The organism is Amycolatopsis magusensis (assembly GCF_017875555.1).
GTDB lineage: Bacteria > Actinomycetota > Actinomycetes > Mycobacteriales > Pseudonocardiaceae > Amycolatopsis > Amycolatopsis magusensis.
Window position 1 is genome coordinate 492,130 of record NZ_JAGGMS010000001.1, and the last position, 13,436, is coordinate 505,565.

Annotated in this window: 17 protein-coding genes; 8 read left to right on the forward strand and 9 right to left on the reverse strand. The window is 70.5% G+C overall.

Going from position 1 to position 13,436, the window contains the following annotated elements; translation table 11 throughout:
* Nucleotides 1-103 precede the first annotated feature (103 nt).
* Both JOM49_RS02245 and JOM49_RS02250 read left to right on the forward strand, forming a co-directional pair.
* Nucleotides 104-760 carry a response regulator transcription factor gene (locus JOM49_RS02245; RefSeq protein WP_209662617.1) on the forward strand — a complete coding sequence of 219 codons (657 nt, stop codon included), beginning with the start codon at nt 104-106 and terminating at the stop codon, nt 758-760.
* On the forward strand, nt 757-1,959 hold the full coding sequence (locus tag JOM49_RS02250; RefSeq protein ID WP_308158628.1) for a sensor histidine kinase: 1,203 nt from the start codon (nt 757-759) through the stop codon (nt 1,957-1,959). Before JOM49_RS02245 ends, JOM49_RS02250 begins: the two co-directional genes overlap by 4 nt.
* On the opposite strand, the gene JOM49_RS02255 is transcribed toward JOM49_RS02250, so the two are convergent.
* Together JOM49_RS02255 and JOM49_RS02260 are read right to left on the reverse strand one after the other, a co-directional pair.
* A complete protein-coding gene (locus tag JOM49_RS02255; protein ID WP_209662619.1) occupies nt 1,953-2,552 on the reverse strand; it encodes an NAD(P)-dependent oxidoreductase in 600 nt (199 codons plus the stop codon). The two genes, JOM49_RS02250 and JOM49_RS02255, sit on opposite strands and share 7 nt — an antisense overlap.
* Nucleotides 2,553-2,654: 102 nt before the next feature.
* The gene (locus tag JOM49_RS02260) at nt 2,655-3,293 is read right to left on the reverse strand and encodes a TetR/AcrR family transcriptional regulator (protein WP_209662621.1); all 639 of its coding nucleotides are present in this window, start codon (nt 3,291-3,293) and stop codon (nt 2,655-2,657) included.
* A gap of 96 nt (nt 3,294-3,389) precedes the next feature.
* On the opposite strand from JOM49_RS02260, the gene JOM49_RS02265 reads away from it, so the two are divergent.
* The 3 genes from JOM49_RS02265 to JOM49_RS02275 are packed head-to-tail and all read left to right on the forward strand — an operon-like array spanning nt 3,390 to nt 6,422.
* Complete coding sequence (locus JOM49_RS02265) at nt 3,390-4,496, forward strand: epoxide hydrolase family protein (protein WP_209662623.1); 1,107 nt, start codon at nt 3,390-3,392, stop codon at nt 4,494-4,496.
* A 42-nt stretch (nt 4,497-4,538) separates the two neighbouring features.
* Nucleotides 4,539-5,480 carry a zinc-binding dehydrogenase gene (locus JOM49_RS02270; RefSeq protein ID WP_209662625.1) on the forward strand — a complete coding sequence of 314 codons (942 nt, stop codon included), beginning with the start codon at nt 4,539-4,541 and terminating at the stop codon, nt 5,478-5,480.
* Nucleotides 5,481-5,498: 18 nt separating this feature from the next.
* Nucleotides 5,499-6,422: an NADP-dependent oxidoreductase gene (locus JOM49_RS02275; RefSeq protein WP_209662627.1), complete on the forward strand. Its 924-nt coding sequence runs from the start codon at nt 5,499-5,501 to the stop codon at nt 6,420-6,422.
* Here the strand turns inward: JOM49_RS02275 and JOM49_RS02280 are convergent.
* Nucleotides 6,419-6,841 (reverse strand): YciI family protein, encoded by a 423-nt coding sequence (locus tag JOM49_RS02280; protein WP_209662629.1) that lies wholly within the window; start codon nt 6,839-6,841, stop codon nt 6,419-6,421. The two genes, JOM49_RS02275 and JOM49_RS02280, sit on opposite strands and share 4 nt — an antisense overlap.
* A 126-nt stretch (nt 6,842-6,967) precedes the next feature.
* On the opposite strand from JOM49_RS02280, the gene JOM49_RS02285 reads away from it, so the two are divergent.
* Complete coding sequence (locus JOM49_RS02285) at nt 6,968-7,840, forward strand: alpha/beta fold hydrolase (RefSeq protein ID WP_209662631.1); 873 nt, start codon at nt 6,968-6,970, stop codon at nt 7,838-7,840.
* A gap of 73 nt (nt 7,841-7,913) precedes the next feature.
* On the opposite strand, the gene JOM49_RS02290 is transcribed toward JOM49_RS02285, so the two are convergent.
* The 5 genes from JOM49_RS02290 to JOM49_RS02310 form a co-directional block, all read right to left on the reverse strand.
* On the reverse strand, nt 7,914-8,072 hold the full coding sequence (locus JOM49_RS02290) for a hypothetical protein (protein WP_209662633.1): 159 nt from the start codon (nt 8,070-8,072) through the stop codon (nt 7,914-7,916).
* 45 nt (nt 8,073-8,117) lie between these two features.
* The gene (locus JOM49_RS02295; RefSeq protein WP_282768285.1) at nt 8,118-8,396 is read right to left on the reverse strand and encodes an HPr family phosphocarrier protein; all 279 of its coding nucleotides are present in this window, start codon (nt 8,394-8,396) and stop codon (nt 8,118-8,120) included.
* Nucleotides 8,397-8,508: 112 nt separating this feature from the next.
* Nucleotides 8,509-9,222, reverse strand: coding sequence for a DUF8817 family protein (locus JOM49_RS02300; protein ID WP_209662636.1), 714 nt, complete (start codon nt 9,220-9,222; stop codon nt 8,509-8,511).
* A gap of 79 nt (nt 9,223-9,301) precedes the next feature.
* Nucleotides 9,302-10,234 (reverse strand): GlxA family transcriptional regulator, encoded by a 933-nt coding sequence (locus JOM49_RS02305; protein ID WP_209670696.1) that lies wholly within the window; start codon nt 10,232-10,234, stop codon nt 9,302-9,304.
* A gap of 8 nt (nt 10,235-10,242) precedes the next feature.
* Nucleotides 10,243-10,839, reverse strand: coding sequence for an isochorismatase family protein (locus JOM49_RS02310; protein WP_209662638.1), 597 nt, complete (start codon nt 10,837-10,839; stop codon nt 10,243-10,245).
* Nucleotides 10,840-10,952: 113 nt separating this feature from the next.
* On the opposite strand from JOM49_RS02310, the gene JOM49_RS02315 reads away from it, so the two are divergent.
* Nucleotides 10,953-11,510 carry a TetR/AcrR family transcriptional regulator gene (locus tag JOM49_RS02315; RefSeq protein WP_209662640.1) on the forward strand — a complete coding sequence of 186 codons (558 nt, stop codon included), beginning with the start codon at nt 10,953-10,955 and terminating at the stop codon, nt 11,508-11,510.
* Nucleotides 11,510-12,091: a DUF4865 family protein gene (locus JOM49_RS02320; RefSeq protein WP_209662641.1), complete on the forward strand. Its 582-nt coding sequence runs from the start codon at nt 11,510-11,512 to the stop codon at nt 12,089-12,091. The genes JOM49_RS02315 and JOM49_RS02320 overlap by 1 nt, the downstream gene beginning before the upstream one ends.
* Here the strand turns inward: JOM49_RS02320 and JOM49_RS02325 are convergent.
* Nucleotides 12,040-13,377 (reverse strand): aminotransferase-like domain-containing protein, encoded by a 1,338-nt coding sequence (locus tag JOM49_RS02325; protein WP_209662643.1) that lies wholly within the window; start codon nt 13,375-13,377, stop codon nt 12,040-12,042. The genes JOM49_RS02320 and JOM49_RS02325 overlap by 52 nt on opposite strands.
* Nucleotides 13,378-13,436 lie beyond the last annotated feature (59 nt).

Sequence of the window (13,436 nt, forward strand, 5' to 3'; positions counted from 1 at the left end):
GTGTCGGGAATCGTGGGAGCCGATGCAAGCCGAACGGCCGTTTCCGCAGGGTTTCCGCGTTCGCTAACGGGGACGAAACACCGCGATCGGGGATCATGCGCGGATGAGGGTGCTGGTGGTCGAGGACGAGCCGCTGCTCGCCGACGCGATCGCGGAGTGGCTGCGGGACGAGGCGCACGCGGTGGACATCGCCTACGACGGGGGTGCCGCGCTGGAACGGCTTCACGTGCACGCCTACGACGTGGTGGTGCTCGACCGCGACCTCCCGGTGGTGCACGGCGACGACGTGTGCCGCGAGGTGGTCGGCTCGGAGTCACCGGCGAGGGTGCTGATGCTGACCGCGTCCGCGGAGATCACCGACCGGGTCGGCGGCCTCGCGCTCGGCGCCGACGACTACCTGACCAAACCGTTCGCCTTCCCCGAACTGGCCGCCCGCGTGCACTCGCTGGGCAGGCGCTCCCGTCCGGCCGCGCCGCCGGTGCTCACCCGCGCGGGCATCACCCTCGATCCCGCGCGCCACCAGGTCTTCCGCGACGGCCACTACGTTCCACTGTCCAAAAAGGAGTTTGCCGTGCTGGCCGAGCTGCTGCGTGCCGACGGTGCCGTGGTGTCGGCGGAGTTCCTGCTGGAGAAGGCGTGGGACGAGCACGTCGATCCGTTCACCGGCGTGGTCCGGCTGACCATCCTGAAGCTGCGGCGCAAGCTCGGCGAACCGTCGGTCGTGGAGACCGTCACCGGTGTGGGATACCGGATCCCGTGACCGGCCTGCGTCCCCGGCGGGTCACGCTGCGCACCCGGCTCACGCTCATCTACGGCGGGTTGTTCCTGGTCGCGGGTCTCGTGCTGCTCGGCGTCACCTACGCGCTGTTCAACCAGCAGCTGACCGGCACCGGGCCGAAGATCGTCTCGAAGAGCCAGCTGCCCGAACCCGGACCCGGCCGCAAGCACCTGGTGGTGATGACCGGCAACGGCGACGTCCTGTACGGCACCGGCGCCGAGCAGTGGATGCGGGACCAGCAGGAGCAACTCCACGACGCGGCGACGACCTCGCTGTTCACCCAGGGCGGCATCGCGCTGCTGGTAGTCGGCGGGCTGGCTGCCGGGTTCGGCTGGCTGGTCGCCGGGCGGGTGCTGGTGCCGTTGCACCAGGTCACCAACACCGCGCGCCGCATCGCCACGGCACCGGCGGCCGACCGGAACCTGCACGAGCGCATCGCCCTGCACGGGCCGGACGACGAGGTGAAGGACCTGGCGGGCGCGTTCAACACGATGGTCGAGCGGCTGGACCGGTCGTTCGACGGTCAGCGTCGCTTCGTCGCCAACGCGTCGCACGAACTGCGGACCCCGCTGACCGTGAGCCGCTCGCTGGTCGAGGTCGCGATGCACCGGAAAACCGCGTCACCCGACGTCAAGCAGCTCGGCGAGACTCTGCTGGAAATCAACACGCGGCACGAGCGGCTGATCAACGGGCTACTGCTGCTCGCCGGTTCGGAGAACGAGATCCTGGATCGGCGGCCGGTGGACCTGGCCGACGTGGTGACGCACGTGGTCGCGCAGACCGCGGCGGAGGCCGAGCGGGCGGGGATCGAGGTGCGCGCCGACGCCGCGGAGGCGATGACCACCGGGGACGCGGTGTTCCTGGAGCGGCTGGTGCAGAACCTGGTGGAGAACGGCATCCGGCACAACACCGGCGGCTGGGTGCACGTGGTCAGCCGCACCGGGGCGGACGGGCGCGCCGAGGTGGAGGTGCGCAACACCGGCGCCGTGGTGCCGCAGTACGAGATCCCGGCGTTGTTCGAGCCGTTCCGGCGCTTGGCCACCGACCGCCTGGCCACCGCGAAGGGCGCCGGGCTCGGGTTGTCGATCGTCCGCTCGGTCGCCAAGGCCCACGGCGGCGAGGTGACAGCCCACCCGCGCGACGGCGGCGGCCTGGTGGTGTCGGTGGTGCTGCCTCAGTAGGCGACCGAGAAGCGCTGGCGCTGGTGAGCGGGCTTTTCGACCTCGTCGACGAAGGCGAGCGCGTAGTCGTCGCCGCTGATGCTGTCGCCGATGATCTGGTCGCCGCCGACGCGGTAGCGGCCGAGCTTCTCGCCGGGATTGAACGAGCCGAACGCGGGCGCGGGGCTGACGTAGAACCAGTCGACGTCGTCCGGGAGCGCGCGCAGGGCTTCGAGCACACCGACGTGGGCCTGCGCCTCGCCCTTCGCGAAGGCCGGGAAGGCGGGGGTGTCGACCAGCTGCGGACCGCCGGGCGAGACCTGCAGGCTGCCCGCGCCCCCGACCACGCCGATCCGGGCGCCGGTCTTGGCGAGCGCCGGGACGGCGTCGACCAGGCTCTTGCCGTCAGCCGGGGCGGCGGGCACCGCGACGACGATGACGTCCGCGCCCTTGGCCACGTCCAGCACGAAGGCCTCGTCGTGCACTGAACCGCTGGTGACGCCGGCGCGTTCCTTGCGGGCCACGCGAACCACCTCGTGGCCACGCCCCTCCGCCTCGGCGGCGATCTTGCCGCCGGCGTACCCGGTCCCGCCGAACACCACAATCCTGGCCATCGTCTTCGTCTCCTGTCGAGGTCGGGCAGCGAGCGCACCCCACGCTAATCGCGATCCCTCACCCCACCGGCCCACCCACTCCCACCTCTAGTGGATTTCCGGTTACGCGGGCTTCCAGCGGCCGCTCAGCTCACCCGGTTGTGGTGGCGGGCCGGGTAGTGGCGGGTCCGAAGGGGCCGACAGTGTGCGCAACAGCATGGCCAGCACTCGACGCCGGAGTTGGCGGGTTCGGGCGGGGTCGTCGACGCGGATGGCGGCGCAGGCTTCGAGGGTGAGCCCGATGTCCTGCGGCACCGCGTCCTCGCGCAGCGCGCCCGCCTCCTTCGCGCGGTCGACCAGCGTGGTCGCCAGTTCGTTGGAGCGCAGGGCGTCCGCGCCCATCTCGGCCGTCGGGGTGAAGGTGCCTGCCAGGTGCACGGTCAGCGAGTGCACGTCGGCGTCGACCACGCGCTCGACGAAGCCGGTGAACGCGCGCCCGGCGTCCTCCTCCTCGAGGGCCGCCTCGGCTTCGGCGTTGTAGCGCCGCAAGCCCTCGTGGCACAGGTGCCGCAGCAGGTCCTCCTTCCCCGGGTAGCGCCGGTACAACGCGCTGATGCCCACCCCGGCGCGCTTCGCCACGGCGGACACCGGCGCCTTCGGGTCGGCCAAGAACACCTCGCGGGCGGCTTCGAGGATGATGCCGTCGTTCTGCGCGGCCTGCTGACGGCGTCCCGACAGCCCGCTGCTCTGCGTAGTTGCCATGCGAACCAGGGTAACACTGGAACAGACTGTTCCGCTCTGCTACTCTCTAATCAGAACGAAACATTCCGTTCCACTCAGTACCCACAGGAGCCCACCGTGATCCGTCCCTTCCGCATCGAGATCCCCCAGACCGCCCTCGACCAGCTCGCCGACCGCCTCGAGCACGCGATCCTGCCGAACGAACTCCCCGGCACCGGCAGCGACTACGGCATGGCGGTCGAGCGCGTCCGCGAGCTCCTGCGTCACTGGCGCGAGGAGTTCGACTGGCGCGCGCTGGAAGCCCGCCTCAACGCGTACCCGCAGTTCGTCACCGAGATCGACGGCGAGGACATCCACTTCCTGCATGTCCGCTCATCCCGCGAGGACGCCACGCCGCTCATCCTGAGCCACGGCTGGCCCGGCACCGTCCTCGAATACCTCGACATCATCGACCTCCTGACCGAGCCGGACAGCGGCCCGGCGTTCCACCTGGTCATCCCCTCCCTGCCCGGCTTCGGCTTCTCCGGCCCCACCCGCACCACCGGCTGGAACCGCTTCCGCACCGCCCGCGCCTGGGCCGAGCTGATGAACCGCCTCGGGTACCAGCGCTATGGCGCGGTCGGCAACGACGCCGGTTCGCTGATCTCACCGGAGATCGCGCGCGTCGACCCCGAGCACGTCACCGGCGTCCACGTCACGCAGCTCTTCTCGTTCCCCTCCGGCGATCCCGCCGAGATGGCCGACCTGAGCGAGACGGACCAGGCCGCGCTCCAGCACCTGCAGTGGTTCTACGACAACCACTTCGCCTTCAACCAGCTGCACAGCCAGAGTCCGCAGACGCTGGCCTTCGCGCTCGCGGACTCGCCGGTCGGCCTGCTCGCTTGGAACGCCCAGCTCTTCGGCGAAGCCCTCGACCCGGCGTTCGTCGTGGGCAACGTGGCCATCCACTGGCTGACCGGCACCTCCGGCTCGGCGATCCGGTTCTACTACGAGGACGCGCACGCCGAAGCGCACACCGGAGCCGAGCCGCAAGGGCCGACCACCACCCCGATCGGGCTGGCCATGTTCGCGGGCGACTTCCAGTCGATCCGCCGGTTCGCCGAGCGCGACCACCGGCGGATCACCAGCTGGAACTCCTACGACACCGGTGGCCACTACGCCGCGCACGAGGCGCCGAAGGTGCTCGCCGACGACCTCCGGAACTTCTACGCCACTCTCGCTTGATCTCCACCTTACTGGAGGTTGGATGCTCGGACCGTGACAACGATGAGAGCGGTTCGGGTCAGCGGGTTCGGGGGACCCGAAAAGCTGCGGGTGGACGAGGTCCCGGCCCCCGTCGCGGGGCCGGGGGAGGCGGTGGTCGGGGTGGCCGTCGCGGATGTGTTGTTCCTCGAAACCCAGTTGCGAGGCGGCTGGGGAGCCGAGTACTTCGGGATGACGCCGCCGTACGTGCCGGGAACCGGCGTGGCCGGGCGGGTGCTGGCCGTCGGTGAAGGTGTCGACCGCGACTGGGTGGGCAAGGAGGTCGTCGCCGGCATCAGCGGCGGCGGATACGCGGAACAGGCGCTCGTCCCCGCCGGGAACCTCGTCGAAGTCCCGGACGGGCTCGATGTTCGGACCGCCGCGGCCCTGCTTCAGATCGGACCGGCGGCGTTGCGCCTGGTCGACGCCGCGAAACCGCGGCCAGGCGACCGCGTGCTGATCACCGCGGCCGCCGGTGGACTGGGCAGCCTGCTGGTCCAGCTGGCCAAGGCCGCCGGCGCGCACGTGACCGCGGCCGCCAGGGGTGCCGAAAAACTGGGGCTGGCCAAGGAACTCGGGGCCGACGTGGTCGTCGACTACAGCACCGGGGACTGGGTCGACGGCCTCGAAGCGGACATCGTCTTCGACGGGGTCGGCGGCGACATCGGCCAGGCCGCCTTCGCCACGGCCACTCGCCGGTTCTTCGCCTACGGGGTGCCCAGCGGCGGATTCGCCGAAGTGGACACCGCCGAAGCCGACCGCCGCGGCGTCGAAGTGACCGGCATCGAACAGGTGCAGTTCAGCCCGGACGAGTTGCGCGTCTTCATCGCCCGGACGCTCGCCGAAGCCGTCGCCGGACGGGTGAAGCCCGTGATCGGCCGGACGTTTCCGCTCGCCCGAGCCGCCGAAGCACACGCCACAATGGAAAGTAGGACAGTGCTCGGCAAGACGCTCCTGCTCGTCTGAACCTGGGAAAAGGACAACATGGCACAGGCAGTCCGGTACGCCGAATACGGCGGACCCGAAGTACTCCGGCTCGAAGAGATCGACCTGCCCGAACCCGGACCGGGCGAGGTCCGGCTCGCGGTCCGGGCCGCGGGGATGAACCCGGTCGACTGGAAGATCCGCCGCGGCCTGTTCACGCCGGGTCAGGAACTGGCCGAACCACGCGGCACCGGCGTCGAGGCGTCGGGCGTGGTCGAGGCGGTCGGCCCCGACGTGGACACCGCCGCACCCGGCGACGAGGTCTTCGCCGGCGTGGGCTCCGGCGCGCTCGCCACGCACGTCATCGCGCGTGCGGACAGCCTGGTGCACAAGCCCGACTGGCTCAGCTTCGAGGAAGCCGCCGCGTTGCCGGTCGCGTCGGAGACCGCCGCGCGCACCCTGCGGTACCTCAACGTCCAATCAGGACAGACGTTGCTGGTGCACGCCGCGGCGGGCGCGGTCGGCCTGGTCGCCGGGCAGCTGGCGATCGCCCGCGGCCTGACCGTGATCGGCACGGCCAGCGAGGCGCGGCACGAGGTCCTGCGTGAACTCGGCGTGCACCCGGTGGCCTACGGCGACGGCTGGGTGGACCGGGTCCGCGAAGCCGCGCCGGACGGCATCGACGTGGTGCTCGACGGCTCCGGACGCGGCGTGCTGAAGGAATCCGTGGCGCTGACCGGCGACCCGGCCAAGGTGGTGACCATCGCCGACGGCAGCGCCGCCGACCACGGCGTGCACTTCACCAGCGGTGGCAACGAAAAGGTGCCGGCCGCGGAGGTGTTCGCCGAGGTGCTGCCGCTGCTGCACGCCGGGAAGTTGCGCCTGCCCATCGCGCGGACCTTCCCCCTGGCACAGGCCGCCGACGCGCACCGCCTCAGCGAGGACGGCCATGTGCTCGGGAAGATCGTGCTCGAGGTCGGCTAGCCGTCGGTGCGCTCGGCGGCGGCCGCGCGCATCCTGGCTTCCTTCTCCTGCAGTTCCGGGGTGAAGGCCTCGCCGAAGTCCTCGGCCTCGAGCACGCGCCGCACCTCGATCTCCTGGTCGGGGCCGGGGACCCGCTTCACCCAGCTGAGCGCCTCCTCCAGCGAGGGCACCTCGATCATCCAGAACCCGGCGATCAGTTCCTTGGCCTCGGTGAACGGCCCGTCGGTGACGGTCGCCGAGCCGTTGCTCAGCTTCACCCGTGCGCCCTGCGAGCTGGGCGCGAGCCCCTCGCCGGTGAGCAGGATGCCGGCGCCGACCATCTCCTCGTTGAACTTCGCCATCTCGGTGAGTTCGGCTTCGGTGGGCGCCCGGCCGCTGTCGTTCGACTCGTCGGACTTGAGCAGGATCATGAATCTCATGGTTTCTCCCTCGAAGGTGACGACCTCCACCCTTCACCTCCGGTACGCGGGCGCACCACCGGCACGCCTTCACACAAGCAAATTTCTATGTGCACGGCGGCTTTTCACCTGCGTACGTTCCAGGGCATGCGCGAACGAATCATCCGATCCGGCGACGTCGAACTGTGGACCCAGGCGATCGGCGAACCCGATGCCCCGGCGCTGCTGCTGAACGCCGGGGACTGCCAGTCGTCGATGGACTGGCCGGAGGATCTGGTGCGCCTGCTCGCCGACGCCGGGCACCTGGTGCTCCGCTACGACTACCGCGACACCGGACGCTCCACGCACCGCGAGTTCCCGCCGAATCCCTACGACTTCGGCGATCTGGCCCGCGACGCGGTCGCGGTGCTCGACGGGTGGGGCATCGAACGCGCCCACTCGCTCGGGTTCGGCATGGGTTCGGCGGTCAGCCAGCTGCTCGCGCTGGACCACCGCGAACGACTGACCGCGATCACCCTGCTCGGCAGCTGCGCGATGGACGTGGACTTCTTCGGCAACTGGGAACGCGCGCTCACCGGGGAGCCCACGCTCGACGGCCTGCCCACGCCGGAGCGCTGGTTCGTCGAACTCGCCTTCAATCCCGCGTCGGTCTCGGAAATCGAGTTCTACCGGCGGCTTTCCGGCGACCAGCTCCCCTTCGACGAGAGCGAGCTACAGCAACGGATCGATCGCGTGCGCGCACACGCGGCGGACGAGGAGCCGGTCGAGGACCACCCACACGGCCAGATCCGGCAGGACTGGACCAAGCGGGCCGCCGACCTGGCGGGCATCACCACGCCCGCGCTGGTCATCGAGGCCCCACTGGACCCGATCCACCCGCCGCCCCACGCGCGGCACCTCGCCGAGTCGATCCCGGGCGCGCGGCTGACGACCATCCCCGGCATGGGCCACTACCTGGCGCCCGCGATCCACCAGCCGCTGACCGACGCGGTCACCGCTCACGTCGGCGCGGGGATGTGACAGAAGTGCTTGCGCTGCAACAGAAAGCACCGGCCGCGTAGAGATTACGCGGGAACACGCCGAGCGCTGGGGGTCACTCGGCGTGTCCCGCCGCTCGTGGGGGTTCGGGAGAACGGACGAATTCGACTTCCGCCGGCTCGTCCAGATCATCGATGTCGAGCGGGCAACCGTCCGCGGTGAACAGTTCCGAACCGCCTGCCAGTACCACCGTCAGTGCCGTAGGTGTCGTCACGCTTCCCACGATGCATGACGAGGACTAGGACTTCGGCTAGATGGCTCAGGCGGGGACCGTGGCGTCGAGATCCTGGGACAGCAGCTCGGAAAGCTCGCGCAGCGTCTCTTCCGCGCCTTCGCCTTCCACCACCAGCACCACGTCTTCGCCGCCGCCGACGCCGAGCGACATCACCGCGAGGATGCTCGCCGCGTCGACCAGTGCGTCTTCGGAGCGGCCGATGCGGACGGAGGCGGACTGCTTGCCGGCGGCCTCGGCGAGCAACCGGGCCGGCCGCGCGTGCAGACCGACCGAAGAACCAATGGTGACTCGTGTGCTGAGCACGCTTCCGTCCTTTCGATCAGGCGCCAGGAGCCTCCTCAGCGTAACCGCGAGCATGTTGGTTATCAAGCGTTTCGAGTTGGTTTATCTGCGTTGAAGTTGGTTCACGTTCGCTTCACCCGATCGTGAGCTGTTCGCGCAGCTCCTCGACGCGCCGCACCTCGTCGGCCGCCTCGCCGTCACCAACCGGCCCGAAACCGTCCACTTCGGACAACAGCGCCCGCGCCCCGTCCTCGTCGCCCAGCCGCAGCGCCAGATCGGTACGCAGTACCAGCGCACGGAAACGCAGCACCGCGGGCACTTCCTCGTCGAGCGCGAGCGCCCGGTCGAGCGTCCGCACCGCCGCATGTGGATCGTCGCGCGAGTCGGCCAACATGGTGGCAGTCTCCAGGACGCGGCCGAGCTTCGGGCCCTCGACGGGTCCTTCGGCGAGCCCGTTGTTCGGCGCGCTGAAGGGCTGGCCGATGCGGACGTAATTGCCCGACGGGTCGATCACGATGAACTGCCGGGCGCCCGAACGCAGGTTCTTGAGCGGGTTGACCCGCGGCGTCCCGCGCGAGGGCACCTTGCCCAGCGCCGCGCGCAGGCCGCCGGTGAACCGCTCGTACAGCACGTCCACCCGATCGGTCAGCACGTAGCAAGTGCTGAAGTTGTCCTGCGGCGCCAAGCCTTTCAGCACGTAGAAGTGCAGTTCTACCCCCTCGAAATCGACCACCGCGTACACGTTGGGCGCTTTCTGCCGGTAGGTCACTTCGAAGCCGAGCGAGCAGTAGAAGTCGAGCGTCTCGGTGATCGAAACGCAGGGCAGCAGCGGGATGGTCTTCTCCACGGCGGGTCACCTTCCGGAGATCACTCAAATTTGAGTACGGGCCCCGAGGCTAGCACGCCGGGTACTCAAACTGGAGTGTTCAGCCTCGGGAACGCAGGCGCCTCAACATGCGCGCGTCCTCGAAGCCGACCGACCGGGCCGCGTGCTCGACGGTCACACCCTGGGCGATCAGGTGCTCGGCGCGTTCGACCCGCAGGACCTGCTGGTAGCGCAACGGGGTCAGCCCGGTGACCCGGCCGAACAACCGCGTGATCGTGCGCTCGCTGCACCCCGCGGACCGCGCGAGGTCGGCCAGGCGCAGGCGCTCGGCGAACCGCTCGTCGATCAGGTCCTGGATCCGGTGCACGGCGTCGTTGAGGTGGTCGCGATGCCGGAGCATGGCGCTGGCCTGCAGTTCCTCGCCGTTGCGGCGGGCGTAGACGACCATCTCGCGGGCGATCCGCGCGGCCACGCCCGGCCCGTGGCGCACGGCGATCAGGTGCAGGGAAAGGTCGATGCCACTCGCGATCCCGGCCGAGGTGACCACCTGGCCGTCGGTCACGTAGAGCACGTCGCGCACCACCGTGGCCAGCGGATACCGGCGCGCCAGCTCTTCCTGCAACCCGTGGTGGGTGGTGCAGCGACGGCCGTCGAGCAGTCCGGCCCGGCCGAGCGCGTCGGCCCCCGCGCACACGCTCGCCACCAGACCGCCCGCGTCGTGGTGCGCGCGGATCCGGGCCAGCGTCTCCGCCGCGATGGGGCCCGTGCCGGGGAGTTCGGGCGCCCGCCAACCCGGGACGAGCAGGATGTCGTCCCGGGTCAGCTCCGGCCAGTCCACTTCCGCGCCCACCGGGATCCCTTGTGCCGTCGGCACTTGCGGGCGTTCGGCGAGGTAGCGCAGGCGATACCCCAGGCCGAGGTCACCGGCGCTGGAGAACACCTGCGCCGGCCCGGCGAGATCGAGCAGGTGCAGCTTCGGCACCAGCAGAAAAGCGACAGTGGTTCGGGGGTTCGGGGGTCGCCCCCCGGGCATTACAGTGGTCACGATCTGGTCAGCGTACCCGCCACTTCGTCCACGGTCCGGATGGTGGCGAACCGGCCCGCCAGGGCGTACTCCGTGCGCGCGATGATCTCGTCGGTCTGGAGCGTGCGCGGGTCGGCGAGCACCTCGTCGGCACTGCGGTCGGCGGGCGCGTCCCAGTGCGGGAGCGGCGTGGTCGCGGTCGCCTCGGTGACGAAGGTGACCTCGTAGCCCAGGTCGGAGGCGACGCGTGCGGTGGTCTCGCAGCACTGCTCGGTGCGGATTCCGCTGATCACCACCTCGCGCACGCCGTGCGTGGTCAGCGTCTGCTGCAGGTTCGTGGTGGTGAAGGCGTTGTGCGCGGTCTTGTGCACCATCGGCTCGCCGGGCTCCGGCTCGAGCCCTTCGATGAGCCGGACAAACCCGCCGGCCGGGTCGAACACCCCGCCGGAGCCGGGCTCGTTGTGCAGCACCCACACCACCAGGTCGCCGTCGGCGCGGGCGGCGGTCACCAGCCGGTTGACCCGGTCGACGATCGCCGGGTTCGAGACGTGCCGCCAGTTGTCCCGCTGCCGGAACGATTCCTGGACGTCGATCACCAGAAGGGCTCGGTTCATGCACTCAGCCTGCGCCTCGCGGCGACGCCCGCACCAGACCGGATCCGGCCTCGATGCGGACCGATCCGGTCACGGTGTTGCCTGTTGTACCTACTGGTATGTACGGTCTGGGGATGGACACGCGCGACAGGTTGATCGAGAGCACGCGCGAGCTGCTCTGGGAACGCGGGTACGTCGGCACCAGCCCGAAGGCCATCCAGCAGCACGCGGGCGCCGGCCAGGGCAGCATGTACCACCACTTCGCCGGCAAGCCCGAACTCGCGCTGGCCGCGGTGGAACGCACGGCCGAGGCCATGCGCGCCCAGGCCGACAGCGAACTTTCCGGGCCGGGCAAGCCATCCGAGCGCATCGCCGCCTACCTGCAGCGTGAACGGCAGATCCTGCGCGGCTGCCCGATCGGCAGGCTCACCCAGGATCCCGACGTGGTGGGCAGCCCCGCGCTGCGCCGTCCGGTCGAGGAGACCTTCGACTGGCTGCGAAGCCGGCTCGCCGAGGTGATCACCGAAGGCCAGGCCGACGGCGAATTCGCCGGGCTCGACCCGGCCGACACCGCCGCCACCGTGGTCGCCACGCTCCAGGGCGGGTACGTGCTCGCGCGGGCGTCCGGCTCGTCCGAGGGGTTCGAACGGGCCGTCGAAGGCGTGCTCAACCTGCTCGTCCGGAGGCTCTGATGCAGGCGATGCAGTACGAGATCACCCTGCCCGCCGACTACGACATGGGCATCATCCGGCACCGCGTGGCGACCAGGGGCAGCGCGCTCGACGCCTTCGACGGCCTGGGGTTCAAGGCGTACTGCGTGCGGGAGCGCGGGGTGCACGGGTCGCCGGTCAACCAGTACGCGCCGTTCTACTGGTGGGATTCGACCAAGGGGATGAACCGGTTTCTGTGGGGCGACGGGTTCCGCGGCCTCTGCGACGACTTCGGCAGGCCGCCGATCGCGCACTGGCTGGGGATCGAGGTGGCACGCGGCCCGGCACGCAGGGCGACCACCGCCATCCGCACGTCCGAGTCCATTGTGGACGGCGAAGCACCCGCGGACGCGGTGGCCCGCGCCCAGTTTGCCGTGGGCGACTCGGTGTACACCACCGTGCTGGCTGTCGACCTTCGCCGCTGGGAACTGACGCGGTTCACCCTGTACGACGGCGAACCTTTGGTCTCGGACGGCATCCGCTACCAGGTGCTGCACCTGTCCGATCCGGGTCATTCGGTCCCGGCGTCTTCCGCCGTGCCACGCGCGAGTGCGGCCAGCTGATCCAACGCGGCTTTCAGCTGCGCTGGCGGCGGACCGCTCAAGGCGAGCCGGACCGCGCTGGGGGCATGACCGGCGCCCACGGTGAACGCCGCTGCCGGGCTCACCGCGATGCCCCGGCGGGCGGCCGCGGCAACGAACGTTTCGGCCCGCCACTGCTCCGGCAGGTCCCACCAGCAGTGGAACGACCGCGGATCCGCGCGGACGCTGAACTCCGCCAGGCATTCCGCCCGCAGTTCCTGCCGTGCCAGCGCGTCGAGGCGTTTCGCCGCCTCGATCTCGGCGAGCGTGCCGTCGGCCATGCAGCGAGTGGCGACCTCCATGCCGAACCGCAGCGCGGTCCAGCCACCCGAGCGCAGCGCGGCGGCGATCCGGTCGGCGAAGCGGTCCGGCGGCACCACGAAGCCCAGGCTCATGCCGGGTGCGAGCCGCTTGGACAGGCTGTCCACCAGGATCACCTGTTCGGGCGCGAGGGCGAGCAGCGGCGGCAGGTCGTCGCGGAGGAAACCGTTGATGCCGTCCTCGATCGCGGGCACGCCGAGTTCGGTCAGCACCTCGGCGAGGGCCTGCCGCCGCCCGGCGGACATCGTCAGGCCGAGCGGGTTCTGCACCGCGGGCTGCACGTACACCGCCCGCAGCGGGCTGATCCGGTGGGCCGCACGCACGGCCTCGGGCACCATCCCGTCGGCGTCCACTTCGATCGGCACCAGGGTGATGCCGAGCCGCGTGGCGATCGCCTTGACCACCGGGTAGGTCAGCGCTTCGACGGCGACGCGCTCGCCGATCCCGGCCAGCGCGCTGAACGTCGCTGCGATCGCCTGCCTGCCGTTGCCGGCGAAGAGGAGCTTGCCGGGATCGGGCGTCCAGCCACCGCGGGCCAAGGCAGCCGCCGACGTCTCGCGCACCACCGCCGTCCCGGATGGCGTGGTCGGCCGCAACCCCTCCCCCAGCGCCTCGGGCCGGAGCAGCCCGCTCAGGCTCTTGGCCAGCAACTCCGCCTGCTCGGGCAGCAGCGGGAAGTTGAGTTCGAGGTCGATCGGGGCCGCAGCGGGGTCGGCGAGCGCGGGATCGGCGGGCGGGCTCGCCGCGCGGATGAAGGTGCCGCGGCCGACCTCGCCGACGGCCAGCCCGCGGCGGACCAGCTCGCTGTAGACGCGGGTCGCGGTCGACGGGGCGATGCCGTGCTCGCGGGCGAACCGGCGCTGGGGCGGCAGGCGGTCGCCGGGGCGGAGCCTGCCCTCGCCGATGTCGGCGGCGAGGCGGTCGGCGATCAGCCGGTAGTCATCCATGCATTGTCCCAAATTGCACCGAGGTAATTGTTTTCATTGCCTAGGCAATCTACTCGGGC